General features: G+C 69.9%; 25 protein-coding genes, 1 tRNA gene and 1 riboswitch. Of the genes, 12 read left to right on the top strand and 14 right to left on the bottom strand.

Features of this window, described 5'->3' with window-relative positions:
• Positions 1 to 37 precede the first annotated feature (37 nt).
• Both AB0M87_RS27400 and AB0M87_RS27395 read right to left on the bottom strand, forming a co-directional pair.
• Positions 38 to 1,393 carry a hypothetical protein gene (locus AB0M87_RS27400; RefSeq protein ID WP_365857478.1) on the bottom strand — a complete coding sequence of 452 codons (1,356 nt, stop codon included), beginning with the start codon at positions 1,391 to 1,393 and terminating at the stop codon, positions 38 to 40.
• 71 nt (positions 1,394 to 1,464) lie between these two features.
• On the bottom strand, positions 1,465 to 2,238 hold the full coding sequence (locus AB0M87_RS27395) for a DUF4097 family beta strand repeat-containing protein (protein WP_365857476.1): 774 nt from the start codon (positions 2,236 to 2,238) through the stop codon (positions 1,465 to 1,467).
• 221 nt (positions 2,239 to 2,459) lie between these two features.
• Here AB0M87_RS27395 and AB0M87_RS27390 point away from each other — a divergent pair.
• The 3 genes from AB0M87_RS27390 (at position 2,460) to AB0M87_RS27380 (ending at position 4,174) form a co-directional block, all read left to right on the top strand.
• Positions 2,460 to 2,534, top strand: a tRNA-Val gene (locus AB0M87_RS27390).
• 625 nt (positions 2,535 to 3,159) lie between these two features.
• Positions 3,160 to 3,495 carry a GNAT family N-acetyltransferase gene (locus tag AB0M87_RS27385; RefSeq protein WP_365857474.1) on the top strand — a complete coding sequence of 112 codons (336 nt, stop codon included), beginning with the start codon at positions 3,160 to 3,162 and terminating at the stop codon, positions 3,493 to 3,495.
• A gap of 307 nt (positions 3,496 to 3,802) precedes the next feature.
• Positions 3,803 to 4,174, top strand: a complete 372-nt coding sequence (locus AB0M87_RS27380) for a hypothetical protein (RefSeq protein WP_365857472.1) — start codon at positions 3,803 to 3,805, stop codon at positions 4,172 to 4,174.
• A gap of 526 nt (positions 4,175 to 4,700) precedes the next feature.
• Here AB0M87_RS27380 and AB0M87_RS27375 read toward each other — a convergent pair.
• Positions 4,701 to 4,997 (bottom strand): GYD domain-containing protein, encoded by a 297-nt coding sequence (locus tag AB0M87_RS27375; RefSeq protein WP_365857470.1) that lies wholly within the window; start codon positions 4,995 to 4,997, stop codon positions 4,701 to 4,703.
• Positions 4,998 to 5,294: 297 nt separating this feature from the next.
• Positions 5,295 to 6,314, bottom strand: coding sequence for an AraC family transcriptional regulator (locus AB0M87_RS27370; RefSeq protein WP_365857468.1), 1,020 nt, complete (start codon positions 6,312 to 6,314; stop codon positions 5,295 to 5,297).
• A 73-nt stretch (positions 6,315 to 6,387) separates the two neighbouring features.
• On the opposite strand from AB0M87_RS27370, the gene AB0M87_RS27365 reads away from it, so the two are divergent.
• On the top strand, positions 6,388 to 7,389 hold the full coding sequence (locus AB0M87_RS27365; RefSeq protein ID WP_365857466.1) for an SDR family NAD(P)-dependent oxidoreductase: 1,002 nt from the start codon (positions 6,388 to 6,390) through the stop codon (positions 7,387 to 7,389).
• 376 nt (positions 7,390 to 7,765) lie between these two features.
• On the opposite strand, the gene AB0M87_RS27360 is transcribed toward AB0M87_RS27365, so the two are convergent.
• Positions 7,766 to 8,062, bottom strand: coding sequence for a DUF3303 family protein (locus tag AB0M87_RS27360; protein ID WP_365857464.1), 297 nt, complete (start codon positions 8,060 to 8,062; stop codon positions 7,766 to 7,768).
• A 307-nt stretch (positions 8,063 to 8,369) separates the two neighbouring features.
• Positions 8,370 to 8,825, bottom strand: a complete 456-nt coding sequence (locus tag AB0M87_RS27355; protein ID WP_365857462.1) for a nitroreductase/quinone reductase family protein — start codon at positions 8,823 to 8,825, stop codon at positions 8,370 to 8,372.
• A gap of 87 nt (positions 8,826 to 8,912) precedes the next feature.
• On the opposite strand from AB0M87_RS27355, the gene AB0M87_RS27350 reads away from it, so the two are divergent.
• Genes AB0M87_RS27350 through AB0M87_RS27340 form a run of 3 tightly spaced genes read left to right on the top strand, consistent with a single transcriptional unit; the run spans position 8,913 to position 10,321 of the window.
• Positions 8,913 to 9,092 (top strand): CopG family transcriptional regulator, encoded by a 180-nt coding sequence (locus tag AB0M87_RS27350; protein WP_365857460.1) that lies wholly within the window; start codon positions 8,913 to 8,915, stop codon positions 9,090 to 9,092.
• A 1-nt stretch (position 9,093) separates the two neighbouring features.
• On the top strand, positions 9,094 to 9,438 hold the full coding sequence (locus tag AB0M87_RS27345) for a VOC family protein (RefSeq protein ID WP_365857458.1): 345 nt from the start codon (positions 9,094 to 9,096) through the stop codon (positions 9,436 to 9,438).
• A gap of 25 nt (positions 9,439 to 9,463) precedes the next feature.
• Positions 9,464 to 10,321 (top strand): class I SAM-dependent methyltransferase, encoded by an 858-nt coding sequence (locus tag AB0M87_RS27340; protein ID WP_365857456.1) that lies wholly within the window; start codon positions 9,464 to 9,466, stop codon positions 10,319 to 10,321.
• A gap of 44 nt (positions 10,322 to 10,365) precedes the next feature.
• Here AB0M87_RS27340 and AB0M87_RS27335 read toward each other — a convergent pair whose 3' ends face one another.
• The 3 genes from AB0M87_RS27335 to AB0M87_RS27325 form a co-directional block, all read right to left on the bottom strand.
• Complete coding sequence (locus AB0M87_RS27335; RefSeq protein WP_365857454.1) at positions 10,366 to 12,090, bottom strand: MFS transporter; 1,725 nt, start codon at positions 12,088 to 12,090, stop codon at positions 10,366 to 10,368.
• Between the two features lie 69 nt (positions 12,091 to 12,159).
• Positions 12,160 to 12,627, bottom strand: a complete 468-nt coding sequence (locus tag AB0M87_RS27330) for a MarR family transcriptional regulator (RefSeq protein ID WP_365857587.1) — start codon at positions 12,625 to 12,627, stop codon at positions 12,160 to 12,162.
• Between the two features lie 68 nt (positions 12,628 to 12,695).
• Entirely contained in the window at positions 12,696 to 13,049 is a 354-nt protein-coding gene (locus AB0M87_RS27325) for a metalloregulator ArsR/SmtB family transcription factor (RefSeq protein WP_365857452.1), read from the bottom strand.
• Between the two features lie 67 nt (positions 13,050 to 13,116).
• Positions 13,117 to 13,333: riboswitch (cobalamin riboswitch) on the top strand.
• On the opposite strand from AB0M87_RS27325, the gene AB0M87_RS27320 reads away from it, so the two are divergent.
• Complete coding sequence (locus AB0M87_RS27320; protein WP_365857450.1) at positions 13,331 to 14,524, top strand: HoxN/HupN/NixA family nickel/cobalt transporter; 1,194 nt, start codon at positions 13,331 to 13,333, stop codon at positions 14,522 to 14,524. (Overlaps the previous riboswitch by 3 nt.)
• Positions 14,525 to 14,533: 9 nt before the next feature.
• Here AB0M87_RS27320 and AB0M87_RS27315 read toward each other — a convergent pair whose 3' ends face one another.
• The 3 genes from AB0M87_RS27315 to AB0M87_RS27305 are packed head-to-tail and all read right to left on the bottom strand — an operon-like array spanning position 14,534 to position 17,126.
• Entirely contained in the window at positions 14,534 to 15,253 is a 720-nt protein-coding gene (locus AB0M87_RS27315; protein ID WP_365857584.1) for an FAD:protein FMN transferase, read from the bottom strand.
• A 34-nt stretch (positions 15,254 to 15,287) separates the two neighbouring features.
• A complete protein-coding gene (locus tag AB0M87_RS27310; RefSeq protein ID WP_365857448.1) occupies positions 15,288 to 15,752 on the bottom strand; it encodes an FMN-binding protein in 465 nt (154 codons plus the stop codon).
• A 9-nt stretch (positions 15,753 to 15,761) separates the two neighbouring features.
• On the bottom strand, positions 15,762 to 17,126 hold the full coding sequence (locus AB0M87_RS27305) for a ferric reductase-like transmembrane domain-containing protein (RefSeq protein WP_365857446.1): 1,365 nt from the start codon (positions 17,124 to 17,126) through the stop codon (positions 15,762 to 15,764).
• Between the two features lie 182 nt (positions 17,127 to 17,308).
• On the opposite strand from AB0M87_RS27305, the gene AB0M87_RS27300 reads away from it, so the two are divergent.
• Together AB0M87_RS27300 and AB0M87_RS27295 are read left to right on the top strand one after the other, a co-directional pair.
• The gene (locus AB0M87_RS27300; protein ID WP_365857444.1) at positions 17,309 to 18,040 is read left to right on the top strand and encodes a response regulator transcription factor; all 732 of its coding nucleotides are present in this window, start codon (positions 17,309 to 17,311) and stop codon (positions 18,038 to 18,040) included.
• Positions 18,037 to 19,461, top strand: coding sequence for a HAMP domain-containing sensor histidine kinase (locus AB0M87_RS27295; protein WP_365857442.1), 1,425 nt, complete (start codon positions 18,037 to 18,039; stop codon positions 19,459 to 19,461). The genes AB0M87_RS27300 and AB0M87_RS27295 overlap by 4 nt, the downstream gene beginning before the upstream one ends.
• Before the next feature lie 106 nt (positions 19,462 to 19,567).
• On the opposite strand, the gene AB0M87_RS27290 is transcribed toward AB0M87_RS27295, so the two are convergent.
• Both AB0M87_RS27290 and AB0M87_RS27285 read right to left on the bottom strand, forming a co-directional pair.
• Positions 19,568 to 22,741, bottom strand: a complete 3,174-nt coding sequence (locus AB0M87_RS27290) for a glycoside hydrolase family 2 TIM barrel-domain containing protein (protein ID WP_365857438.1) — start codon at positions 22,739 to 22,741, stop codon at positions 19,568 to 19,570.
• A 139-nt stretch (positions 22,742 to 22,880) separates the two neighbouring features.
• A complete protein-coding gene (locus tag AB0M87_RS27285; protein WP_365857436.1) occupies positions 22,881 to 23,972 on the bottom strand; it encodes a SpoIIE family protein phosphatase in 1,092 nt (363 codons plus the stop codon).
• Between the two features lie 262 nt (positions 23,973 to 24,234).
• On the opposite strand from AB0M87_RS27285, the gene AB0M87_RS27280 reads away from it, so the two are divergent.
• Positions 24,235 to 24,741, top strand: coding sequence for a nitroreductase family deazaflavin-dependent oxidoreductase (locus AB0M87_RS27280; RefSeq protein WP_365857433.1), 507 nt, complete (start codon positions 24,235 to 24,237; stop codon positions 24,739 to 24,741).
• Positions 24,742 to 24,844: 103 nt separating this feature from the next.
• Entirely contained in the window at positions 24,845 to 26,791 is a 1,947-nt protein-coding gene (locus tag AB0M87_RS27275) for an NAD-binding protein (protein ID WP_365857431.1), read from the top strand.
• The last annotated feature ends 13 nt before the right edge of the window (positions 26,792 to 26,804 follow it).

Genomic DNA, 26,804 nt, shown 5'->3' with positions numbered 1-26,804 from the left:
CCGCCAGCGACCCCGCTGTGCCTCTGTCTCGCCGGGATCAGTGCCCGGCGCCGCGCTCCTCGCGGATCTGCTCGACCACCCGGGTCGCGGTCTTTCGGACCTCCTCCGTCTCGGTCAGGAAGTGCCAGTAGTCGGGGTGCCGGCCCTCGAGCCCGGCGATCGCCTGCTCCAGCCGCTCCACGGCCAGGTCCAGCGGTCGCGCATGGCGCGGCTCGGGCGTGTTGCGACCCGCCATCGCCAGCCGCTGGGCGTCCCGAAGGGCGAACCGGGTCCGCTGGATCTCCTGCTCCGGATCCTTGGCGACCGCATTGAGCCGGTCCAGTCGCCCGCGCGCCGCCGACACCGCCTCGTCGGTGCTGTTCAGCAACGCCCTGACCGTACTGAGCAGGGACGTCGCATCCGGCCAGCGCTGCTCGGCACGCGCCTTTGACGCCTCCTTGAGCTTCTCCTCGGCCTGCCGCAGGGACACCGCGGCGTGCTCGGGCACCTGCTGGAGATCCTGCCAGCACGGCGCGGTGAAGCGCCGCCGCAGCTCGCTCAGTACGGGCTCGACCGTCCCGGTACGGGTGGTGAGCGCCTGTGCGCGGGTCCGCAACGAGACCAGGCGCCGGTCGATCTCGGCCGCCCGCTCCGGCAGCCGGGATGCCTCGGCGCGTACCGCTTCGGCGTCCCGCAACACCCGGTCGGCGCGTTGCAGCGTCTCCGTCACGCCGTGACGGCCGGCACCCTGATTGAGCATGGTCAGCTCAGGTCCCAGGGCCGCGAGCCGCGCCGCGAGATCGTCCGCCTTCAAACCGGAGTCACGCACCGAATCGAGAGCATTGCTCGCGGAAAGGAGCGCCTGCCGCGCCCGCTCCACCGCCGGAGCCAGCCGGGCCAGCTGCGTCTCGGCCTTGCCGAGCAGCGGCCCCAGCCCCTGGCCGAAGCGGTCGAGCTCGCCCTTCACCCGTACGAGATCGTCCTTGGCCAGCGTCAGCTGTGTACGAGCATGGGCGACCGCCGAGACCTCCAGGTCGTCCCGGTCCAGATCATGCGCGTCGACCGCGGTGATGTACGCCGAACTGACCTCGTCAATACGCCGCCCCAGCGCGCCGAAATCGGCCAAGGCCTTGCGCGCCTCGGGCGAATCGTCCACCGCGGTGATGGTCTCGATCGAGATCTGCAGATCGCGCTGCGCGGTGTCCAATTCGTAGAACGCCGCCGCCGCGGCGTCCTTCGCGGCCTGCGCCTCGGCCCGGTGATTCTCCCCGCGCCCGCCGAACCAGCGCCGCGTACCTCCCCCGGCGAAGGCCCCGGCCAGGCCCGCCAGCAGAGGCACCGGAAGGACCATGAGCGTCAGGACATCCCGGACGGCACTCGCTCGCGCATACGGCTGCCCGTGTCTTGCCGTCACATCCCTCTCCCGTGCTGGTCCGCCCTGCCCGGCCTATTCTCCCACCCGGCCAGGACGAACACACGGGCCGGTCAGTTCGCGCTTCGCACGGTCACTTCCCCGTTGTCGCTGCGGGCACGCACCACATGGCTGCTCGCGTCGCTCTTGGGCACGCTGATCTTGTCGTTCCCGTGGCTGGTACGGGCGTCGACCCGGTACTCGAGACCCGGTTTCGTCGGCAGCGCGATCTCGACCGCCCCGTTGTCACTGATCCCCTCCACCCGGTCGGGCGCGACGGTGAGCGTCAGCCGTACCTCCCCGTTGTTGGAGTTCGCGGTCACCTTCCTGGACGACACGTTGTCGGCCACGATCGCCCCGTTGGCACTGCCCATTTTCAGCGCACCACTGGAGTCCCGGACCACCACCTTGCCGTTGCCGGACCACAGGTCCAGCGGCGTGTCGAACCCGGTGGCGGTGACGCTGCCGTTCCCGTCCTTCACCACCACTTTCACCCCGCGCGGCACCTTGATCTGATGCCGGGCCTGACAGTCGCTCGAGATGCCGCTGCACTTCAGCCGCAGCGTGAGCTCGTCGTTCTTCATCGACCACGAGCTGTCCGGCCCGTTCCCCATGAAGACCCACCCGTCGACCCGCCGGGTGACCTCCACCGACTTCACATCCGCGGGCACCAGCTCCACGGACGAGGTGTCGGAGTCCACGGTCAGCGTCTTCCCGCTCAACGCGAACGATTTGTGCTCCGCCGGCGCATCGGAGGGATCAGCCCCACACCCCGCCAGCCCAACAGAGACGACAACGACCCCGCCGACGGCGAGAAGCGTGCGGATACGGAGTGCCACGGTGATCATTTCCCCCAGGTAAGCCTGCCGAATGCCCCTACCGTACGAACCCGCCCTACCCCCTGACGATCCGGCCGCCCACCGGATCGGGGGTGGGGATAGCCCCCGGCCCGCTGCGCGGCGGCCCCGGTCGGCGCCCGGCCCGTTTCCGCAGCCCGTGCAGCAGGTACAGCAGGCACAACAGGGTTCGAGCAGGGTCCCGGCGCCGTGTACCCTGTTCCTTCATCCACGGGTGCGTAGCTCAGGGGTAGAGCGCTGCTCTTACAAAGCAGATGTCGGCGGTTCGAAACCGTCCGCGCCCACCAGTCAGAACGCCCCCGCAGCGAGTCGCTGCGGGGGCGTTGACGGTAGTAGGTGACGGCGGTTCCTCGGGCGCATCGTGTTGTGCTGGGTTGCTGAGTAGAAACCTTCTCTACGGGTTCAAGGCGCCGCGCAAGCGCGGCGCGCGCCGCACCCCCGGCCGCGGGCTGCCTCTGTCTCCGCCCCGGCTGCCCCCGGCCGGGCGGCGGCGCACCGAGCGCGACACCAGCCCGAGAGAAACGGCCGGCACGGGAGTGCGGAACCCCGCTGAGGCCGAGCCGACAGAGTCCGCGCAGGCGAATGAGATGCCTCCGGCGGGGGGCGCTCAGACTCCGGGATGGAAGGGGTGCCGTTGGCGAGTGCCGGCGGATTCGTGGTGGGCGTGGGTGGGGCTCCCATCCCGACCACCTCCGACCCAGGCAGAGCCGAGCAGTCGTGGCCCAGGGCGTCAAGGTAGTTCGTACAGTGGCGCGCTCCACCTTGACGCCCTGAACCACGCCCGCTCCACGGTGTGTGGGTCGAAGGCGGACGGGATGGAAGCCGGGGTGAGTGGTGGGTACAGGTCTGTGCTGCTCCAGATGGTCACAAACCGCTGATCGGCCACTCGAAGGAGCCGATCGGTTCGACAGCATGAGCGTTGAGACTGAGGTCGTTCACGAGGCGACTGATGAACTGGTGGAGGCGTTCGCTCGCCTCCTTCCGCAACTGTCGTCCAAAGCCAAGCCCCTGGACCATGAAGCAGTGGCGAGCTTGGTGACGAGCAGCACCAACACCCTGCTGGTGGCCCGTGTCGGGGACGTGATCGTCGGGACATTGACATTGGTGACGTCTCCCCTGCCGTCCGGCCCGCGGGCTCACATCGAGGACGTCGTGGTCGATACTGCCGCACGCGGCCCTGATCAGGAGTGGTGGCACATGGAAGAGGGCTGCGTCACGGAAGCTTGGCGAACCACCGAGGTTGCTTAGCGCCACCGGACGCCGCGCCACATGCGCGCCACAACGGGCCGGAAGTCATGGGGAAGCACGGAGTTCGACGGAACGGAAGTGGCGACTAGCCAGAGCTGCGAAGCTGCAGGTCACCCGAGCGATCGCCCCACCTCGTTCCTCACGTGGTTGTCCAGCCCGCTCACCGAGTCCACACCGCTGGAACTCTTCCGCCCGGATGCGGTAGGTGGTGGGGAGGGAGGCGGTTCACTGGCGGGCAATGAAGGGCAGAGCCTCGGCCATTGAGGCTTCCCCGAGCGCCCGGCTACCATCCGGGCATGGGGGGCTCATGAACATAGTGGTTTGTGTTGGGTTCGTCGCTCTGGCCGCGTACGTGGTTCGGAGTGCCGTCACGGTGTGGCGCGATCCCCGCCGGGCACGAACGGAAGCCGATGGGTTGAAACGGCTCGGCAAGCGTGGGGCTTGGGCGGTCACGCGCGGCATCGTGCCCGTCGCCGCCATGTTCACTTGCCTGGCCCTCATCGTGATCTCGTTTCTCGGAGCCGAGACCTGGAGCGCCGTTCACGGCCCCCTGGAGACCAGTGGGACGGTGCTCTTCCTCTTGATGTTGGTCTGCTGGCTCGTGCTCGCTTCCATCGCCGTGTTCAACAGGCCCAGGTTCCTCGTGCCGCCCTACTTGCGCGACAGGCGCCGTCTGTAGCGCCAAACACGGGGCTCCAAGTCTGGACCAGCAGGGGGCTATCAGGCCGGGAGAAGGGCATCGGTGCGCCATGCGTGCCCGATCGCAAGGCATGCGAAAGCGGATCCGCAGCGGGGAGCCTCGGCGAGTGGCCCACGTACGCGCAGGTCAGCGAACCCGCAGGTCGGGCAACACCCACGTACGCGCTCTTCCGAACTGGTGCTCCTGTGCCCAAGGGCTTGACTGAGCCATTAGGGCTCCGCCGACCTCCTGAAGGGATCTCGTGACACCTCTTACGAGAGACGTGCGGGCCGCTCTCCGGTTCTTCGCGTTCTACTTGGGCAACGGCACGTTGGACAGCGATCTGCTCGATGGGATCGACTACCGTGCCCATCCGCTCAATTTTGGCTCAGACTTCGAAATGGTCTTTGCGATCTTCGCCAATGTCCTCGAAGTCGATGATCCTCGCTGCGTGTCCTGGACCACCGTGGGCGTAGATGTTCCTCGTGAATCGCCGGACGCCATCGCTTGCACTGTGTGGTGGTCGTCAGCCGGCCGCCTTGGCGATGATGCGCTCCATCTCCTCGCGACCGAAGGCCCGCAGAGTCGTGGAACGGACGTTGCCCACCCCACCGAGCCGCAGGAGCGCTGCCGTGGCAGTTTCCTCGTCGGGCGCCTCGACGATGGCCACGAGGTCGTAGGGACCGACGGTCCAGTAGATACTCAGGAGCTTCGCCCCGAGCTTCTGTACCGCTGAGCCGAAGGCCTCGGCGCGCTTCGCGGTGTCCTTGTAGTTTCGGGTCCCTTGATCGGTCCAGTTCAGCAAGGTGACGTACGTCGGCATGTTCTTTCACTTTCACGAGGAGACACATCGTGAGCCCAAGCCTGGACATCTGGGCTGGAACCTGCACGAGCTACGCACCCGAACGAGCGATACGAGCGACCACAGGCATCGATGGGCAGGCTGACCTCCACGCCTGACCTCCACGACAGCGGACGCCGCCGGATCGCCGCGGTTCTCGGCGGAGTAGGTGCAGTCATGCAGCCGTAGCGATCCAGGGCCGCTGTTACCGCTGATCGGACTCACCAGGCAGACGTCGCCGGTTCGAACCGTCCGCGTTCCACGATGCTGACCGGCAGGTCACCAGAGAAGGCTCTGGTCAGAGCGTTCTGGCCAGGCACTTCTCGGTGTCTTACCGGGCGCACCGTGAAGATCATGCCCGTACCGACGTGGCCCGGGGGGTGACGATTCGTCGCGTACTCGGTGTCGATAGCGCAGCGGCGACTCGCCCACCGCCCGCTTGAACGCGGTGCTGAAGGCGCTCTCGGACGCGTAGCCCAACTCGGAGGCCAACGACCCGATGCGAACATCCCCATCACGGAGAGCGCGCTGCGCCAGGAGCATCCGCCAGCGGTTGAGGTAGGCCAACGGAGGTTGGCCCGCCACGCTCCGGAAGCGTTCGGCGAAGGATGTACGCGACATCGCTGCGGCGCGTGCCAATTCCTGCAGGCCCCAGGGCTTTCCGGGTTCGGCATGCATGAGGCCGAGTGCCGGACGCAATCGTTCGTCGGTCACCAACCGCAGCCATCCCGGGGGCAGGTCGGCCTGGTCGACGTAGGCGCGCATCACTTCGAGTAGCAGGAGCTGGCCGTACTGCCGGATCGCGAATGCCGAGCCGATGCGGTTCCGGGTCACCTCGTCGAACAGTCGGTCCAGACTGCTGCGCAGGTTGGTCGCAGCGGCAGCCGACGCCCGGACGTGCCCCACAGCTGGGAGCGCCTGCTGCAGCAGCGCCTGACCGGTCGGGTTGAGATCGACGGCGATCCCGATGACGACGTCGTCGGTGCCGCGTTCGGCGCCGACGAGCCGGGTGAAGTTCATCTTGGGTGTGATCTCATGGCGCGGTCCGTCGCCGCTGCCGCCCTTCTGTTCGAGCCATGACCGGTTGTTCAGGATGGCGACATCGCCCGGCTCGAGGTTGGTCGGCCCGTCGACCCCGTCAGTGGTCAGCCGGGACCGGCCGTACACCATCGCGATGAGCTTCAGCGGGTCCTCGATGGCGGCGCGCGCCACCCAGGGGCCCCGTGCCGCGAACCCGCCCGATACCAGACCGCGGATCTCGACGAGGTCGAACACTTCGGAGAGTTGGTCGGCTACCACGATTGTACTGTCGAGCAAGAAATCCGAACTGTCAATTATTCAGAGTACGAACGCGTGGACGCAGTCTGGTGACATGGCAAACAATCAGCGCCCCCTCGGATCCGGCTTCACCGCGGCCTCAACGGCGCGTGAGGTCCTCGCCGGTATCGATGTATCCGGTAAGAACGTCGTCGTGACCGGTGGCCACGTCGGGCTCGGCCTGGAGGCCACTCGTGCGCTCGCCGAGGCGGGCGCCTCGGTCACCGTCGGGTCACGCCACCCGGATCGCGCAGCGTCGGCTCTGGCCGGCATCGACGGCGTCGAGATCGGTCAACTTGACCTGCTGGACCCGGCCTCGGTCAACGCTTTCGCCGGCCGCTACCTGGACTCGAGTCGTCCGCTGCACCTCCTGCTCAACAACGCCGGCATCATGGCTCCCGCCGAGCTGCTTCTTGATGCGCGCGGCTACGAGGCCCAGTTCGCCACCAACCACCTCGGCCACTTCCAGCTGACCCTGGGCGTGTTGCCCGCACTGCGCGCGGCGCACGGTGCCCGGGTGGTCAACACGACGTCCGGTGCGACCCGCATCTCGGATATCCGTTGGGACGACCCGCACTTCGCCACCGGCTATGACGGCCACCTCGCCTACGCCCAGTCCAAGACCGCCAACGTGCTGTTCGCCGTCGAACTGGACCGCCGATGGGCCCCAGACGGAATCCGTGGCTACGCCGCGCACCCGGGCATCATCGTCGGCACGAAGCTCGGCGGCTCGATGCCTGCGGACCGGGTGCAGGCCATGCACGTGGCCATGGGGCTGGTCGACGAGTCCGGTCGGCCGATCATCGACCCCGAGAGCGGGAAGAAGACACCACAGCAGGGTGCCGCCACCATCGTGTTCGGAGCCACCAGCCCCCTGCTCGCCGACATCGGCGGTGTCTACCTGAGGGACAACGACATCTCGCCACTGGACGGCGCCGCGGATCCCACCGCCCAAGGTGCCGACATGATCCGGTCACAGAACGTCGTGCCGCATTCCATCGACCCGGGGTCCGCGCGTCGTCTCTGGGAGATGAGCGAGCAGCTGATCAAGGCGTAACGGCTGTTGCCCAGTACGTCGCCAAGCGTCACTTGGCCGCACGCCGCGGGGGCTGAGACCGCGAGGCGGCGTGCGGCTCCTCGATCATGTGACCTCACCCGAGGACAGGGGGTGCCACCGTCGTTGGGGGCCGGGCCTCCCATGACGGGGACCCCGATGACCTGTTCCAACCGGTTCGAGAGGGCTGCGGACAGGGTGTCACCGGCCTCGTCGGACGTGTCGAGGCCGACGGCTGACGTCCTGCACACGGAACCGGGCCACGGAACCGGGCCACCGAACCGGCCCACCGAGAGTCGACTTCTCGGGAGAGGAAGCCGACCGGAGTGACAACCGTCCGCGACTGGTGCGCGGGAGGTTGGGTGGTCCTTGGAAGGGATCAGCCCTGCTGCAGGGCGGCAAAACCCTTCTGCAAGTCTTCGATGTTCATCACCGGCTGGATCTCGATCTTCGCGCCGAGCCCCGCGAAGAGCGGCTCCGCGATGCTGGGCAGCTGGGAGCTGTCCTGCATGTCGAAGACCAGGGTGCAGGTCCGCTTACCCTCGCTGGTGGCGAAGTAGGCGGCCTCCGGCTTGAGCCGTTCCGTCATCGACTGCACGATCTTCTGCAGAGTGCCGTCCTTGGCTGCTGCATTCGCGAGCTGGGTGTCCATCTGCGCTCTCAACATGACCCGCATGGCATTACTCCGTCCGCCCACCGCCCGCTACCGGCGGCACGGGTCTGTCCGCGCGCGTGAGACCGGTGACGTCCCGCTCAGCCTGTTCCCGGGCGATCAGGGCGGCAACATCTGGTCCTCCGTTTGTGCCGCCGTGGATGCCGGTCGCAACCGCGTTTGCCGGCCGGGACTCGGTCGGGCCAACCGCACAGGGCTCCCGGGGCATGATGCGTCCCCTGTGTGCCGACGGTGGTGGACGACGGACGCAGGAGGGCCCGGCGGCACAGAACCGTCGCTGCCGACGACGGCCCCGCGGATGGCTGCGGTGCTACGGCGTCGCGGGTGCCGGGAGGGCTTCGAGCCGGAAGACCGGGTGGTGGACGGACGCGGCGATGACCGCGGGGTCCGATGAGTCGGCGGTGATGTCGAAGTACGGCCGGGTGACGGGTACCTCGCGCAGATACTGGCGCAGGACGGGCACGCACTGCTCGGGCGCGAGCTCAACCGCCCGCAGACGCTCGGTGTGGCCGCCGCGGCTCAGGGCTACTTCGCCTGCCTCGCGTACGTTGTGCACCCAGCCTCCGACCTTGTAGGCGGCGACCAGGAAGCGAACGCCGTCCGGGGACGACATGACGTCCACGGGCACCGAGCGGTCGACCCCGCTTCTGCGGCCCCGCACCGTGAGCACGTGGCGGTCGGCGCGGCCGAGACCGCGTCCGGTCATCGCCGAGAACACCGCGTTGACCAGACGGTTGAACGCGCCGACTCGGTACGTCTTCGCCACAGCCGCTTCCCCTCGCTCGGAAGTGAGCACCGTCCTCCTGTAATCGGAGGACCAGCATTTAGGTAGCTAATTTGCTAGCATGCTCGCGTGGGCGACGAAGATGTGAAGCAGTTCAACGTGTACTTGCCGATCGGGTTGATCAAGCAGGTCAAACACCATGCCATCGAGTCGGAGCTGTCGCTGTCGGCATTGGTTGCCGCTGCGCTGCGCGCCTACCTCGATGACACCCAGGATGAGCGAGAGCCATCGTCCGAGAAGGAGAACTGACATGACGACCGAAGGCATCGAGGCCGTGTTCCTGGAGACCCACAACTGGGGCAAGGCGGTCAAGTTCTTCCAGGGGCTGGGGTACGAGCTCGAGTTCTCCACGGATCACCACTCCGGCCTGCTCCGCAATGGTGGCGGTCCCTACCTCTTCATTGCGGAGGTGCCTGAGAGCAAGGAGCCCGATGCGCGGCTCGTCCTGAAGGTGCCCGACGCGGAAGCGTTCCGCCCCGCGCCCGGGGTTGAGGTGGTCACCCCGTTCGCGGACACCCACTTCGGCACCAAGGAGATGACCGTGCGGGACCCCGACGGGCGTCTGTGGAGCATCCAGGCCCCGGCCAAGAACTGATCACGGGAAGAGAGGGGAATGCGGCATGGCTGACGAACAGACCGCAAAGCCGGACAGCACGGCGGTACGGGTGGCCCTGTGGCGGGCGCTGCACGTTCAGGCCGACGCGCCGCCGCATGTGCTCGAGGACGAGATCGGCCTGCGGCTCGCCGGCCCCGGCGACGACTGGCGTAGCCGCGGGGACATGGACCCGAGCGCGACCAGTTGGTTCCGGGCGTCGATCGTGGCTCGGGCCCGCTTCGTCGAGGACCTGGTCGTGGAGCAGGCCGGGCAGGGCGTGGGCCAGTACGTCATCATGGGCGCCGGCCTGGACACGTTCGCCCAGCGCCGGCCGGAAGTCGCCTCCCGCCTGCGGGTGTTCGAGGTCGACCAGCCCGATCCCCAAGCCTGGAAGCGCCAACGGCTGGCCGAACTCGGCTATGGCATCCCCGACTGGCTACGACTGGTACCGGTCGACTTCGAGGCAGGCGGGTCGTGGTGGGATCAACTGGCGGCTGCCGGATTCGACGCGGACCAGCCGGCGGTGGTGGCGTCCGCCGGCGTCGCCATGTACCTCACCAAGGACGCGAACGCGGCGACGCTGCGCCGACTCGCGTCGCTGGCCCCCGGCTCCACGCTGGCCATGACGTTCCAGCTCCCTCCGGAGCTCCTCGACGAGGAGAAGCGTGCCGGACTCCAGGCCGCGGCGAAAGGGGCCGGAGCAGCGGGCACCCCGTTCATCAGCTTCTTCGCCCCGCCGGAGATGCTGGCACTGGCCCGCGACGCCGGATTCAAAGAAGCCCGGCACGTGTCGGCCGCCATGCTCAACCAGAGGTACTTCGCGGGCCGGACGGACGGCCTCGGGACGTCGAGCGGAGAGGAACTGCTGGTAGCGACCACCTGACCCGGGAGCCCCCGGCCCTCGGGTGTTGCGACCTGCCGTAGGAGTCAGGCCGGGCTGTTGCGCAGATCCGCCAGGGTGGCCGTGGTGAGCGGTCGCGGGGTGTGGTTCGGGTCTATGAGGACGACGGTGCAGGCGGCGGTGTGGGTGAGGGCGGTGGTGAAGCTGCCGTTGGCGAACTGGGTGAGAGGGCCGTGCGGGGAACGTCCGACGGTGATGGTCCGGGCGTGGATGTCGGCGGCGTGCTGGGCCAGGGCGCGGCCGGCAGCGGCGTGGTCGCCGACGCTGGTGAGGATCTGGCCGGTGGCGGCGATGCCTTGCGCCGAGAGGCGGTCGAGGTGACTGGTGACGGCCGCGCGGGCCTGCTCGGCGGTCTCGGTTTCGGCGGCCTGCTCCTCGACGACAGCGGTCTGCTGGACGTGCACGACCTCCAGGGGACTGCCGGTGTCGCGGGCGAGTCGGGCCGCGGTGTCGACGATGGCGGCCGCCCTGTCGTGGGCACCGACGGCGACGATGACCGGAGGCGTATCGGTCGTCGGGGCGGGGGCGCCCACGGGCGTGAGCGAGGGGGCCATGGGCCTGCCTTCGGCAGGGCGCTCCTCGGCCTGGCGGAGCAGGCGGTGACCGCTGGCCAGGACGGGGATGGCCAGGAGGAAGGTGGCGGCGCCCAGGTAGAAGGGGACGCCCAGGTCGGTGGCGTCGGCCAGCTTGCCGGCGACGAAGGGGGCCAGGCCGCCACCGATGAAGCGGAGAAAGCCGTACGCGGAGGAGGCCACCGGGCGCTCGACCGGGGAGACGAGCATGACGGCCTGAGTGGTGAGGGTGTTGTTGATGCCGATGAAGGCGCCGCTCACGATGACGGCCACGATGACCACGGTCGGGGTGCTGACACCCGCGGCGATGACGGCCATCACGATGCCGAGGCCGAACAGGTTGGCGTACAGCACGGGTGCGGTGCCGTAACGGGCCTGCAGGCGCGGGGCGAAGAAGACGCTGAAGGCGGCCACCAGGAGCCCCCAGCCGGTGAAGACCAGGCCGAGCTGATGGGCGCTCAGCTCCATGGGGTAGGGGGCGTAGCCGAGCATGGTGAAGAAGCCCCAGTTGTACAGCAGGGCCATGATCCCCATGGTCAGCAGTCCGCGGTGGCGCAGCGCCCTGAGCGGGGCGAGGGGCGACGTAGCACGTTTCGGCTTGGGCAGGTCGGGGACGAACGCGATGGTCGCGGTCAGGGCGATGGCCATCAGGATCGCGACGCCGAAGAACGGGCCGCGCCAGCTGATGCCGCCCAACTCCCCGCCGAGCAAAGGGCCGACGGCGATGCCGAGTCCCAGGGCGGTCTCGTACAGGATGATCGCCCCGCCGAAGCCGCCGCTGGCCGATGCGACGATGACGGCGAGGGAGGTGGCGATGAACAGCGCGTTGCCCAGCCCCCAGCCGGCGCGGAAGCCGACGATGCCGTTGATGGAGCCGGTACTGCCGGCCAGGGCGGCGAAGACCACGATGACCGCCAGGCCGATGACGAGGGTGCGCTTGGCGCCGAGGTGGCTGGAGACCCAGCCGACGAAGAGCATGGCGACGGCGGTGACGATCAGGTAGCTGCTGAACAGCAGGGAGACCTGACTGGGCGAGGCGTGCAGGCTCTTGCCGAGGGCGGGGAGGATCGGGTCGACCAGGCCGATGCCCATGAAGGAGATGACGCAGGCGAACGCGACGGCCCAGACGGCCTTCGGCTGCTTGAACGGGCTGGCGGTCTTCCCGTGCGAAGCACTCATGTGCGGTTCTCTCTCCTTACGTTGGCGGGGAAGCGGGGAAGCGGCGAAACGTCGCCACAACGGGTGGTTTCAGGAGCGCGCCTGCCGGTCCTGGATCGCACGAGCCAGCGCCGGCAGCGCAAGCGTCACCGCATGCTGTTCGGATTCCGTCAGCTCTTCGATCAGCTGCTGCAGCGCCTCTGTTCGCTCGGTGCGCCGCTGACCGAAGACCTCCAGGCCGAGGTCGGTGGCTTCAACCAGGACGCCCCGGCCGTCACGGCTGTCGGTGGTGCGCCGTACCAGGGCCGCGCGTTCCATACGGGTGACGAGCTGGGTCATGTTCGGTTGCGAGACCCCCTCCGCCCGGGCCAGTTCGGTCAGCCGGGAGGGGCCCTCGCGGCCCAGCCGGCCCAGCGCCGAGGAGGCTGCGGTGCTCAGGCCGCCGGCGGTCGCGCTGTGCCGCACGTAGCGAACGATCCGCTCTACGGCGGTCATCAGCTCTTCCGGGGATGCGTCGGATGCGTCGGACGCCTCGATGAGTGGGGCGTCCGGGTCCATAACCCGCTTATGCATAGGGTCATTATGCATATAGATGTAGGTGGAATCAATACCCACGCCGACGGGCGCTACCCGTGGGCGCACCGCCCCAACAGGTCGGCCACCGCGCCGTCGACGATGCGGTAGCGGACCACCCGGCCGTCCTTGTCGCCCGCCACCACACCCGCGGCCCGGAGGAGGCGCAGGGCCTGGGAGACGGCCGGGTCCTTCATGCCGGTGGCGACCGCGAGGTCGGACACGGCGATGGGGCCCGCCCGGTGGACTGCGATCAGCAGGGCGAGCCGTCCGGGGTCGGCCAGCAGGGAGAAGCGGTCGGCCCAGGAGCGGACGTGATCGGGCTCTCCGATGGCGGCGATGGCGTCACAGACCCGGTGGTCGTCGATGATGCGGTGGCCGGCGCGCTCGGCGGGAACGAGGTGCATGCGGTGATCCTTGCACGTCGGCATCTGTGATCTTCGGCACCTGCGCAACTGTGCAGGCTTGCAAGCGTTGTTGTCGGCAACCTAGGGTGGGCCGGGTCGTGGTGTTCGGGAAGACCGGTGACAGGCCCTCATAAGCCTCAGACCGGAGCGGCCCTCGCCACTGTGATCGGGGAGTTCCCGGCCCATGACACCACTGGCCGCAGAGCGCGGCTGGGAAGGTGGGCCGGGGGCGAGCGTCAGCGAACCCGTAAGCCAGGAGACCGGCCACGGCATCTCACGAAGTGATCCACGAGGTGCTGGAGCGTGACCGTATGACCCTGCCCCACTCAAGCCTGCCCCCCTCAGGCTTGCCCGACACAGCTGCGCCCCACTGCGGTGCGTCTCATCAAGCCGCGCCCCACCCCACCGCGTTCGCCTGGCGACGCTCGGACACCCTCCGCACGGCTGGACTGCTCGGCGTGATCGCCGCCCTCCACGTGGTGGCTTTCGGCATCCTGTTGCTGCTGGTGGTGCCGCGGCACTACGAGGTCGGCTCCCAGGCGTTCGGCATCGGCCTGGGCGTCACCGCCTACACGCTCGGCATGCGGCACGCGTTCGACGCGGACCACATCGCCGCAATCGACAACACCACGCGCAAGCTCATGGCCGACGGCAAGCGGCCGGTGTCCGTGGGCTTCTGGTTCGCGCTGGGGCACTCCAGTGTCGTCGTCGCGATGGCGGCCCTGGTCGCCGGGGGAGCGCGCCTCGCGGGCGTGCTGGCCAGCGAGAACTCAGGTACCCACCAGATGCTCGGCGCCGTCAGTACCACCATCTCCGGTTCCTTCCTCTACCTCATCGCGGCGCTGAACCTGGTGGCGTTGTTCGGCATCCTGCGGGTGTTCAGGTCGATGCGGGCGGGACGGTTCGACGAGACGGAGCTCGAAGCGCAGCTGGATTCCCGGGGGTTCATGAACCGCATCCTGGGCCGCTTCACGAAGTCCGTCAGCCGGCCGGGCCAGATGTATCCGCTCGGCTTCCTCTTCGGTCTCGGCTTCGACACCGCCACCGAGGTCACCCTGATGGTGATGGCCGGCAGTGGCGCCGCCGCCGGGATGCCCTGGTACGCGATCCTGTGCCTGCCGCTGCTGTTCGCCGCGGGGATGAGCCTCTTCGACACCCTCGACGGCACGTTCATGAACTTCGCGTACCAGTGGGCGTTCTCGAACCCGGTACGCAAGGTGTTCTACAACCTCGCCATCACCGGCCTGTCGATCGCCGTCGCCTTCTTCATCGGCACCATCGAGCTGGTCACCGTCCTGCACGACAAACTCGACCTCAAGGACGCGGTGACCGACTGGGTAGCCGGCCTCGACCTGGGCAACGTCGGTTACATCATCGTGGGTCTCTTCGTGGTGGTGTGGGCGGCGGCACTGGGTTACTGGCGGATAGCCAGGGTCGAAGAACGCTGGACGGCCCGCACCGCGGACGGGGGCTGAGCCGGCGCGTCAGTCGCCGCTGGGGAAACCTGCGGTCCGCCAGACGCTGCCGTCGGGCCGGACGGCCAGCGCCTCGTAACCCTCCAGCGACTCCAGCCAGTCGCGCGCGTCCTCGCCCCGGGCGAACGCGGCGGTGGCGTAGGCGTCCGTCAGGGTCAGCCGGGGGCCGGTGACCGTGACGGAGGCGAGCCCGGTGGCGGGCTTGCCGGTGTGCGGGTCGAGGATGTGGGCGCCGCGTTCCGCGGTGCCCGAGGTGGCGACCGCCAGGTCCCGGCCGGTGACGACGGTGGCGAGTTCGCCGGGGGACAGCGGGTGGGCGACACCGATGCGCCAGGGCGTGCCGGGGGACGCCTCGCCGCGCAACTGGAGGTCGCCGCCGCCGTTGACGCAGGCGTTGTGTGCGCCGGCCTCATGCAGGAGCTGCGCGGCGGCTTCCGTCGCCCAGCCCTTGACGAGCCCGGAGGGGTCGAGGCTGCCGCCCGGGGTGGCGGTGAACCAGCCGTGGCTGGTCTCGTCCGCCGTCCTGCAGAGGGCGAGTACGTCACGGACCTCGGGCGGGCAGGCCCCCAGGGTGGTCTCGCCGCGTCCGAGGCGGCTGATGGCGCTGTCCGGGCGGTAGGTGGAGAACACCGCGTCGACGTGGTGCAGTCCCCGGACGGCTTCGGCCAGCGCGCGGTGGATGGCGGCGGTGGGCGTGTCGCGGATGTCGAAGGAGAAGACCGTCCCCATCACGTGCTCGACGTGGCGCAGCCCGCGCCCGGCGTCAGGCACCGGCCTTGTCCAGTGCGCTCTGCAGTGACTGGATGTAGCCCTGGCTGGTGTAACTCGCACCGGATACGGAGTCGATGTGGGCGCTCTGCGCGCCCAGCGCCTCCTGGGTCAGCCGGGGCACGGAGTAGGAGGCGATCTCCTGGTCCCGGCCACCCCGGTCCGGGACCTGGAGCACCTTTACGGCGGTGAGCTTGCCCTTGGCCAGGGTGACCGCGACCTGCACCGGGCCGTACTGGGTGTCGACGGCGTCACCGGTGAAGGTGCCCGTTCCGCTCCCGGCGCCCGCCTGCGCGCTCGCCGTGGCGTGCGGGGAGGAGCCGGTCGTGGCGTGCGGGGCCGAGCCGGCCGTGGACCTCGGCGATGCGGCGGCGAGGGCGGGCAGCTGGTGCGGTTTGAGCGAGAGCAGCGCGACGACCAGGGCACTGAACCCGGCGGAGGCGATGACGGCACGACGCATGGCGTTCTCCTAAAGGGCGAAGGACTCGTGGTGGATACGGCGGCCGGGCACACCCGCATCACGCAGTGCGCCGATCGCGGCCTCCGTCATGCCGGGCGGGCCGCAGAGATAGACGTCGTGGGCGGCCAGGTCGGGGACGAGAGAGCCCAGACCCCGCGCGGTGAGCGGCGAGGAGAACCGGGCCGGCTCGTCGACCACGTAATGGACCGTCGCGCCACGGTGCGCGGCGATCGCGTCGAGTTCACCGCGCAGCGCCAGATCCTCGGGGCGCCGGGCCCGGTAGATGAGGGTCACCTGTCCGGGCAGGGTCTCGAACAGGGCGCGCAGCGGAGTGATGCCGACGCCTCCGCCGAGCAACAGCACCTTGGGCACGGTGCGGCGGTCGGCGGTGAAACCGCCGTACGGGCCCTCGGCCCACACCCGGGTGCCCGGAGCCAGCCCGGCGAGCGCCGCACTGTGCCCGCCCGCCGTCTTCACGGTGATCCGCAGCGCATGCGGGGTCGCGGGAGCGGAGAGCGAGTACGGGTTGGCGGTCCACCACAGCCCGCGGGTGAGGAAGCGCCAGCGCAGGAACTGGCCGGGCGCCGCGCGGAATTCGTCCAGGTTGCGCCCGGTGAGATGGACCGACACGACACCCGGCGCCTCGGGGTGCACGGCGGCCACCCGCAGACCGTGGCGCAGTCCGCGCCGCAGCGGGACGGCGAACCGGTACCAGGCCAGCAGAGCCGAGACGCCGAGGAAGAGGGCGTACCAGGCGAGCTGGGCGGGGCGGTTCCCGACGAAGTCCGCACCGTTGGAGAGCTGGTGGCCGAAGGTGAGGAAGACCGCCAGATAGGTGGCGAAGTGCAGGTAGTGCCAGGTCTCGTAGCTCATCCGGCGGCGGGCGGCGCGGGCGGAGAACACCGCGGTGGCGAGGAACAGCAGGAAGCCGATGGTGCCCTTGAGCAGGTCGGGGTAGTGCAGGACCAGGGTGGTGGTCTGGCCGACCAGCGTGGTGTGGGAGGTGACGGAGTAGCCCCAGATGATCAGCAGGGTGTGGGTGAGCGCCAGCGAAATCGTGTACCGGCCGCCCATGGCGTGCCAGCGGGCCAGCCGGTCCGTGCCGATGCTGTGGTCCAGCAGCGGGACGCGGGCCATCAGCGCCAGCAGCACCGCGCAGCCGTAACCGGCGAGCAGCCCGGAGATGCGTCCCGCGCCGGTCAGCCAGCCCGCCGGACCGATCACCGATGTGGTGTCGCTCCACCACAGGGCCAGCACTCCGGCGGCGCCCGCCCAGATCAGCAGCGGCGCGATGAGCGGCGCCAGGCTGCGGCGCGGCCGGCGGTGGCGCAGGCCGCGGCTCGCGGAGCTGGTGGGTGTGACGGTGGTGACCATGAGGCTCCTTCCCGGGGGTCCGGCGATCCCGAGGGTCCGGGAATGGGCGGTCAGCCTCACAGCCCAACCTCTGTGTACCTTCTGAAACACCGCCGTCGGCCGCTGTTCAGCGCACCCTCATAGGGAATTCAGAGGGCGCCCGGACCCGCGGCGGGGTCGCGTCGGGGGATGCTGGACGGACCATGGAAGAGCACCGCGCGAAGAGCCTCCTGCGCCGCCCCGACGGAGCCCCCGTCCGGGTCCTCGTCGTCGACGACGAACCCGACGTCACCGAAGTACTGGAACGGGTCCTGACCGGCGAGGGCTGGGACGTCCGGACCGCCGCCGACGGCCTCTCGGCGCTCGCCTCGGCCCGGGACTTCCGGCCCGACGCCGTCGTACTCGACTGGATGCTGCCCGACCTCGACGGGCTTCAGGTGCTGCGCGAACTGCGGCGCGAGGCCGGCCGTGTCTGCGTGCTCTTCCTGACCGCGCGCGACGCGGTCGAGGACCGCATCACCGGCATCACCGCGGGCGGTGACGACTACGTCACCAAGCCGTACAGCCTGGAAGAGGTGCTGGCGCGGCTGCGCGGACTGCTGCGCCGGGCCGGAATGGCGGCCGAGCCGGGGGAGAACAGACTCTCGGTCGGCGATCTCACCATGGATGAGGAGGCCAGGGAGGTCCGGCGTGGCGGGGTGAACGTCGATCTCTCCCGGACCGAATTCGAGCTCCTGCGGTTCCTGATGCGCAACCCCCGCCGGGTGCTGTCCAAGGAGCAGATCCTCGACCGGGTGTGGGCCTACGACTTCGGGGGCCGCGCCCACATCGTCGAGCTCTACATCAGCTACCTGCGCAAGAAGATCGACGCGGGGCGCACCCCGATGATCCACACCGTCCGGGGCGTCGGATACGTACTCAAAGGTCCGACGTGAGGCGCCCGCCTCCGCACACGCTGCGCGGTCAGCTCACCGCCGGCCTCGTCCTGCTGCTCGCGATCGCCTCCGCGGCGGTGGGCATCACCACCGTCCTGGCCCTGCGGGGGTTCCTCGTCGGCCGGCTCGACCAGCAGCTGGAGGCGTCCGGTGGCCGGTTCGCGGCCAGCCTGGAACACGAATCCAGGCCCGACGCGGACAACCGCCCCGACACCCGCGGGCAGGCCGAGTCCACCTTCGGAGCGCGACTGCTGAGGGGCGCCGTCACCCAGGCCTCCGTGGTCGACGAGGCCGCCGACCGCAAGGTGGCGCTCACCCCGGGCGACCGGGGCGCGCTGACCGGGGTGCCCGCCGACGGCCGTGGCCACGACATCCCGCTGGCCACCCTCGGCGCCTACCGGGTCACCGCCGTCCAGGGTGATGACCAGGACATCCTCATCACCGGGCTGCCGCTGCACCCGGTGGAGGAGACCCTGCACCGGCTGGAGGCGGTCGAGGCGGTGGTCTTCGGCGCGGCCCTGATCGCCACCGGCGTCGCGGGGGCCCTGTGGGTGCGCACTTCGCTGCGTCCGCTGCAACGCGTCACCGCCCAGGCGGCAGGCGTCGCCCGGCTGCCGCTGGCCAGCGGAGACGTGGACATGCCGGCGCCACTGCCGGACGCGAATCCGCGCACCGAGGTCGGTCAGGTCGCCACCGCGCTGAACCGGATGCTCGGACATGTCGAGGACGCCCTCACCCGGCGCCAGGCCAGCGAGGAACGGCTGCGGCACTTCGCCGCCGACGCCAGCCACGAACTGCGCACTCCGGTCGCCAACGTCCGGGGCCACGCCGAACTCGCCCTGCGGCACGACGAACCGCTCCCCGCCGAGGTCCAGCACGCACTGGAACGCATCCACTCGGAGTCGCAGCGCATGACCCGGCTCGTCGACGACCTGCTGCTGCTCGCCCGTCTGGACGCCGGCCGCCCCCTCGAACACGAGGCGGTCGACCTGACTCTGCTGGTGCTCAACGCCACCGCCGACGCCCGCGCCGCGGGGCCCGGCCACCGCTGGCTGCTCGACCTCCCGGAACAGCCGGTGATCGTCCGCGGCGACGCGCACCGCCTCCAGCAGGCCATCGGCAACCTCCTCGCCAACGCCCGCGTCCACACCCCGCCGGGCACCGAGGTGACCGTCGCACTCGAAGCCGACGCCGCATCGGCCGGGCTGACCGTGTCGGACAGTGGCCCCGGCGTCCCGGCGGAGCTGCAGCCCGAGGTCTTCGGCCGCTTCGTCCGGGCCGACCACAACCGCTCCCGCAGCACCGGGAGCACCGGCCTGGGACTCGCCATCGTGCACGCCGTGATCACCGCGCACGGCGGGACCGTCAGCCTCACCAGCACGCCCGGGAACACGGTGTTCCGGGTGTCCCTGCCCCGGTGAGGCGTCCCTGGCCGGTGAGAGTCCCCTGTCCGGTGAGCGGTCCTGCCCGCTGAACGGAAGCCCCGGTCCGCCCGCCGTGGGGGAGCAGGCGGACCGGGGCACCCCGTTACGCGGACCGGAGCCGGTACGCGTACGTATAGGTGCGCCCCGAGTGCAGCAGGTACTGCGCGAGGGGCGGCGCACCCCACGAGTCGTTGCCGCCGACACCCATCTGCCGGTGGTTGACGCCCAGGATCGTCTCGTCGCGCCGCTTCACCTGGTACGCGTGTTTCGGCCCGTCCAGGTCGAACGGCGAGTAGTGCAGGACGCTGGTCTCCAGCATCGGCTCGCCCTCACCCGGTTCGGCCTGCACCAGCAGTCCGGTGCCCGACCGGTCCGTCACCGACAGCCTGCGCACGTCGGTCATGTTGCCCGTCTGCTCGGGCCGGATGTACGCGGCGACCTGCTGGTCGACCGTGGAGCGGTAACGGCCCACGAAGGCGCCGGTGTGCCGGTCCCAGTAGTTCTCCTGCGGCCCGCGCCCGTACCACTCGATCTGTTCGTGGCCGCCGGGCACCGTCAACAGGGCGCCGACCAGGGGAAGATCGGGCAGCCCGCCGGGCGCGTCCAGGGTGTGCCGGACCCGGATCTCCCCGTCGCCGCGCACCGTGAAGACGGTGGTCCAGGTCGAAGCGGAGGGGGAGGTGGGCAGCGTGCAGACCACCTGGACGGTAACCGCTCCCGGCGATGGCCGGTCGGTCTTGACGGACGTCACCTTGCGGTCGGTGCCGGCCGCCCGCCAGGTCCGCAGCGAGTTCTGGGCGCCCCGGCCGATATCGTTGTCAGTCGGGCCACGCCAGAAGTTCGGCACCGGGCCGCCGGCCAGCAGCAGCCGCCCCTTCACCCGGTACGAGGCGAGCGTCCCGGTGGACTTGTCGAGCACCACCTCCACATCGCGCCCGCTGATCCGCACCTGCGCGTCGGTCTCGTCGAGGGTGAGAGCGGGCAGGGTGTCCGGGCCCGGTTCCGCGGTGGCCGGGGTGTGCCAGTCCAGTGCGAGCTGTTCGCCGGCCACCGGGTGCCCGGCCTCGGCCCACCTGGTCTTCGACTTCAGGACGAAGGACACGTTCAGCCAGTACTCGGCGCCCGGCTCGGGTGACCGCGGCTTCCGGTAGGGGATGTGTACGGTGCCCGCGTCGCCCGGCCGCACGTGCGGCGCGGCGAGCTTCCCCTGCTGCACGGGCCGACCGTCACAGGTCACCGTCCACTGCAGCTCGTACGCGTCCAGGGTGCTGAACAGGTGCTTGTTCCGCACCGTCACCGTGCCGGCCGCGAGATCCGCGGCGCTGACCGCGACCGGCTGGTAGACCTTCTTCAGCTCCAGCAGACCGGGGTGCGGTATGCGGTCCGCGGAGACCAGGCCGTTGCAGCAGAAGTTGGCGTCCGTCGGGTATCCGGCGTGCCAGTCACCGCCGTACGACAGATAGCTGTGTTTGGCGTCGCCCGGCACCGGGAGCCGGATCGCCTGGTCGACCCAGTCCCACACGAACGCACCGTGCAGGTTGGGGTAGCGCTCGAAGATGTCCCAGTACTCCTTGAGGTTGCCGTTGCTGTTGCCCATGGCATGCGCGTACTCGCAGAGCATGAAGGGCGTCGGGTTGCCCGACTTTCCGTACGCCTCCACACCGGCCGGCTTGGTGTACATCTCGCTGTGCAGATCGGCGACCGCGTTCATGCCCTCGTAGTGCACAGGACGGGAGGCGTCCCGTGCGTGCACCCAGTCCGCCATCGTCTGGAAGTTGGAGCCCTGACCGGCTTCGTTGCCCAGCGACCAGACCACGATGCTCGGGTGGTTCTTGTCCCGCTCGACCATGGAGCGGAGCCGGTCCACACAGGCGTCGGTCCACTCGGGCAGTGAGGCGGGCAGGGTGTCGCGCACCCCGTGCGACTCCAGGTTCGTCTCACCGATGACGTACAGGCCGTACTCGTCGCACAGTTCCAGCCAGCGCGGATGGTTCGGATAGTGCGAGGTGCGCACCGCGTTGATGTTGTGCTGCTTCATCAGCCGGATGTCCTCGATCATCCGTGGCTCGCGGATCGCCTGACCGTGGTCCGGGTCGGTCTCGTGACGGTCGGTGCCGCGGAACATGACCGGCTTGCCGTTCACGGTGAACTTGCCGGGCCCGTACTCGACTTCGCGGAACCCGATGCGGGTGCGCTGGACGTCTACGGTCCGCCCCGATCCGTCGATGAGGGTGACGACCAGGGTGTAAAGGTTCGGGTCCTCGGCCGACCACAGGGCGGGCGCCTTGACGTCGGCCTTCAGCGTCACCTTCGCGTCCCCGGAGCCCAGCGGGACGTCGCCGGTGAGTGGACGGCCGACGCGGCGCCCCCTGCCGTCGTACAGCGTGGCTTCGAGCCGGTGGTCGCCTGCCGCCGCGTCGCCCCGGTTGCGTACGGTCGTGGTGACCGTGAGGGCGGCATCGCGGTAGGCGGAGTCCAGCGCGGTCTGCACGAACAGGTCCTGCACGTGGACCTGCGGGATCGCGTACACGTAGACATCGCGGAAGATGCCGGACAGGTCGATCATGTCCTGGTCCTCGAGCCAACTGCCGTCGGACCAGCGGTACACCTCGACGGCCAGACTGTTCTCGCCGGACCGCACGTGGTCGGTGATGTCGAATTCGGCGGGCGTGTAGCTGTCCTCGCTGTAGCCGACCTTCTTGCCGTTGACCCAGAGGAAGAACGCCGACTTCACGCCCTGGAACGAGATCAGGGTGCGCCGGCCGGACCAGCCGCCCGGCACGGTGAACGTACGGCGATAGGCGCCGACCGGGTTGAACTCACGCGGAACGTTCGGGGGTTCGGGGGTCTCGTAGCCGATCCACGGGTAACGGATGTTGAGGTAGATCGGCTCCGGGTAACCGGCGATCTCCCAGTTCGACGGTACGGAGATGTGGTCCCAGCCGCTGTCGTCGTAGTCGGGCGCCTCGAAGCCGCTCGGCCGGACATCCGGGTTCTTCGACCAGCGGAACCGCCAGCTGCCGTTCAGTGAACGGAAATAGGGCGACCGCTCCAGATCTCCGCGCAGGGCGTCCGAGACGCTCGCGTACGGCACCAGTTGGGCCCGCGCCGCCTCTCTGTTGACCTGGAAAACGCGTGGTTGTGCGTCCCATACGGGACTCTCCGCGGCGGCGGTGTCCGCGGCGAATGCTTGCTTCTGAGCCGAGAAAACGGCCCAGCCCGCGAGGGCCGCGCCGGTCGAAAGTACGGAACGACGGCTCGGACGGTATGTGCTCATGCAGCGACTCCGAACGGAAGGCAACAAGAACGACCAGCATCAGACGAAAGCGCTCACCACACAAGACGTCGGACCGTACGGATAACCGACCCGGGGCACCGTCCTGCCCCGGCGTCAGGAGCGTTCCTTCGTCGTCCTCCTACCCGTCCATGCCGTCGTTGCCGGCCTGTCCGCCCTCGTCGCGGTACCGCAGCAGCAGCATGGCGGCGTCGTCCTGCAGCGGCCCGGCGGTGTGTTCCACCAGATCCCTGCGCAGGGTCTCCAATGCGGTCTCCGGGTCGGGGTCCTTCAGCAGCTGGTGCCGCTCGCCGAGCGGATAGAAGGTGCCCTCCCGGTCCCGGGCCTCGGTGACCCCGTCGGTGTAGAGCAGCAGTTGGTCGCCGGGGCCGAAATCGACCTGGAAGGGCCGCGGGCTCTCCTTTTCGTGCACCCCCAGGCCGAGCGGCAACGCGTACTGGAGCGGCTCAGGGAAGTGCGCCGAGCCGTCGGCCCGGACCACCAGGGGCGGCGGATGACCGTAGTTGAGGAACACCGCGCCGCCGTCGCTGGTGATCTCGGCGATCACCGCGGTCACGAACTTCTCGCCCTGCAGCGCCCGGTCCGCGGCCCGCTCGACCCGCGCACCGACGCCCAGCAGACCGGCCTCGTCGTGCGCCGCCTCCCGGAAGGCGCCGAGCACCACCGCCGCGGTCTCCACCGCCTCCAGTCCCTTGCCCTGCACATCGCCGACGATCACCCGTACCCCCTCCGGGGCCGCGACCACCTCGTACAGATCGCCGCCGATGTGTGCCTCGGCCACCGCCGACGTGTACGAGACGGCGGCCCGCAGATGGCCGGCGCTGTGCGGCACGGGCCTCAGCAGCACTCGCTGGGCGACCTCGGCGATGGACCGGACGCTGGCCAGCAGGGCCTCACGGCGCTGCCGGGTGCGGGCCGCCGCGATGCCCGCTGCGGTCACCCCGGCCACCGAAGCCATCGCGGTGATACCGCGCCGCGCGTGGAACGCCCCGTCGTACCAGCCGAGTACGTAGCAGAGCGCAAGCGCGAGGAGGCCGATGACCGCGGTGCGGCGCCAGCCGCCGACCAGCCCGGCGAAGGCGGGCCCGAGTGAGATCAGCGGCAGGAATCCCAGCGTCGGACCGGCCGCCACGTCCACCACGGTGACCACGGCCATCACACCGAACGGCAGCACGGACAGCGTGGTGAACGAGGGGCCCTTCTCCTCTGACATGACGCTCTCCGTGGTCTGGCGGCGGTGTAGCAAGGGTGCGGTGGTCGTGCTGCGGGGCGTGGGGAGCCTCCGACCTCCATATCTCTCAGATGCACCAACGAATGGTTCCGTTACCCGGCCGACCGGGCCCATCGATGTTTAGACTATGCAAAAGTTCCCTATGCGAAGCATTGTGACCGCTGTGCCGTTACGCAATAGAGGCCGCAGGTACACGTGCGTAGTCAGGTACCACCAGGATCTCAGCACCAGGAGAGGCCGAGCTGTGACATCGCTTCCCGCGGAACCCAACCGCCCCCAGCCGCCCACCGGATGGAAGCGGCTGGTGGCCAGGCTGCCGGTGCATCTGTACCGGGCGGGCCTGGGGTCGCTCTTCGGCCGGCGGATGATGCTGCTCATCCACACCGGCCGCACCTCGGGCCAGGCCCGGCGGGTCGTCATCGAGGTGGTGGCCCACGGGACCGAGCCGCGGTCCTGGACCGTGGCCTCCGGCTTCGGCCCGAAGGCCCAGTGGTACCGGAACCTGCGCCACACCCCGCAGGCCACTATCCAGGTCGGCCGGCGTTATCACGCCGTCACCGCGCACTTCCTGACCGCCGAGGAGGGCGGCGAGGTGATGGCGCGCTACGCCCCGGTGCATCCGCGCGCCGCGAAGGTCCTCTGCGGCTACCTGGGTTTCCGCACCGACGGAAGTCCGGAGAGCTTCCGGGAGGCCGGCCGGCGGATTCCCTTCGTGCGGCTGGACGAGACGGTGCGTACTCCGCGGCGGTGAGCGCCGGTGTGAAACCGAACGGCCCCGTAGGGCAGTCTGTGCTGCTGTGTACTCACTCCCGCAATCGAGCCCGCCAGGCCAACCGGCCGTCGGCTCCGGGCACATGGTGGTCTGCGGCGACGACGGCCTGGCCCACCGGCTGACCGCCGAACTGCGCGACGTGTACGGGCAGCAGGTGACGCTCGTCGTACCGCCGGCCGGGGGCACCGGAGTCCCCGAGCGCACCCTGGTCGTGCCGGCCGGCCGCGCCTCGGCGCTCTTCGGGCGGATGACCGCGGTCGTCGCCCGGCCGCAGTCCGGCGACCGGGGAGCGATCGCCCAGCGACTGATCGAGGCCGCCGACCTCGACGAGGAGGCGCTGAGCGCCGCCGGGGTCGAGCAGGCGTCCGCGCTGGCGCTCGTCCACCAGGACGACGAGGTGAACATCCGGGCCGCACTCGCGGCGCGGCGCCTCAACCCCCGGCTCCGGCTGGTGATCCGGCTCTACAACCGCAAGCTCGGCCAGTATCTGGAACGGCTCCTCGACCAGGCCGCCGCGGTCGCCGCGCCGGACCTGGCCCGGGAAGCGGTCGACGCCTCCACGACCGTCCTCTCGGACGCGGACACCGCAGCCCCGTCGCTCGCCGCCACCGCGGCGGTCGGAACCGGCAAGGTGGTCCAGGCGGACGGGCTGCTGCTGCGGGCGGTGGAGCGGATGCCCGGGGAGCGGGGCGGGGCCGCCGGTCCGGGGTTGTGCACCCTCGCGCTGCTCTCGGCCACCGGCGGCGACCCGGCAGGGGCCGACGGTCCGGACGGCCACGGCGGGCGTGGCCCGCAACTGCTCCCCGACGAACAGTCCGTGCGGGAGGCCAACGGGCCGGCCACCGACGGGCCGACCGCCGCCGGGCACCCCGCCGCCGGGCGGGGCACCATCGAGCTGCAGGCCGTCTCCTACACCGGCCCCGCCGTGACACCCGGCCGGCTGGCCGGCCGTGGAGCCCCGCTGGGACAGCTCTTCTCCCGCAGACTGCGCTGGTCCCTCCTCGGCGTCTTCGCCTCGGTGTTCGCGCTGGCGGTCGCCTCCTGGCTGACCACTCGCGGCAATCCCCTGCACGCCGCATACCTGACCTTGCTCGACCTCTTCGCCATCGACGACCCCGCCATCGGGCAGCCGGCCGGCCGGCAGGTGCTCCAGATACTGTCCGGGCTGACCGGTCTGCTGTTGCTGGTCGCCGCGGTCCTCGAGGGGCTCGGTACGTTCCGCACCTCCGCCTCACTGCGCCGGCCGCCCCGCGGCCTCTCCGGCCATGTCGTCCTGCTCGGCCTGGGCAAGATCGGTACCCGGGTCCTGACCAGCCTGCGTGAACTGGACATCCCGGTGGTGTGCGTGGAGGCCGATCCGGAGGCGCGCGGCATCGCTCTGGCCCGTCGGCTGCGCGTGCCGATCGTGATCGGTGACGTCGCCACCGAAGGGGTGCTGGAGGCTGCCAAGATCGAGCGGGCCCACGCCCTGCTCGCGCTCACCAGTGCGGACATCACCAACATGGAGGCGGCGCTCTGCGCCCGTACCGTACAGCCGGAACTCCAGGTGTCGATGCGGCTGTTCGACGACGAATTCGCCTCCGCGGTCTACCGCACCCTGCGTGCCGCCCACCCGCAGGCCGTCACCCGGAGCCGCAGCGTCTCGACCCTCGCCGCACCGGCCTTCGCCGGCGCGATGATGGGCCGACAGATCCTCGGCGCCATGCCGGTGGAGCGGACCGTGCTGCTCTTCGCGGCGATCGATGTGGCGGGCCACCCGCTGCTGGATGGCCTGACCGTCGAGGAGGCGTTCCGCCCCGGTTCCTGGCGCATCCTCGCCCTGGACCTGGCCGCACCGGGAGAGCGGCGCCCGGATCTTTCGGCGCCCCTCCCCGATGGCGGGGAGGAGCGCCGTACCGAGCTGGTGTGGAACCTGCCGCAGGGCTATGTGCTGGGTGCCCAGGACCGCGTGGTGCTGGCGGCGACCCGGCAGGGCCTGGCCGAACTCCTGGCCGGAGCGCCCCGGGCGCGCGCGGAGGCGACGCGGTGACCCTGCGCGTGCC

The organism is Streptomyces sp. NPDC051320, assembly GCF_040682175.1.
GTDB lineage: Bacteria > Actinomycetota > Actinomycetes > Streptomycetales > Streptomycetaceae > Streptomyces.
This window is presented reverse-complemented; position numbering and strand designations above follow the sequence as displayed.